At 49.1% G+C, this 269-nt stretch carries 1 pseudogene; it reads right to left on the reverse strand.

What is annotated here, in order from left to right:
- Positions 1-269: pseudogene (locus A3761_RS27280) on the reverse strand (hypothetical protein); the annotation flags it as partial.

Consider the following 269-nt stretch of genomic DNA (forward strand, 5'->3'; position numbering starts at 1 on the left):
TTCATGACTTCAACGATATAGAGCGGATCTCCCGTCTCAAAGTGCTGGCCTTCCTCAATAAAGGGAGGCATATCAGGCGCTTCGCGCGAATAGAACATACCGCCTGAGCTGGCGAGAATCTCATCACTTTTCGCGACAGGTGGTGGTACTAGGACCTTCGCCATCGCTTCCTGATAATCTTTATTGGTTAAGTTCTCAGGAATGACTAAGCTCAGGTCATCAGCGACTTTCAGTTCGAAGAAACCTGTCTTGGCGGCTATGTATGGCAG

The organism is Oleiphilus sp. HI0123 (assembly GCF_001635315.1).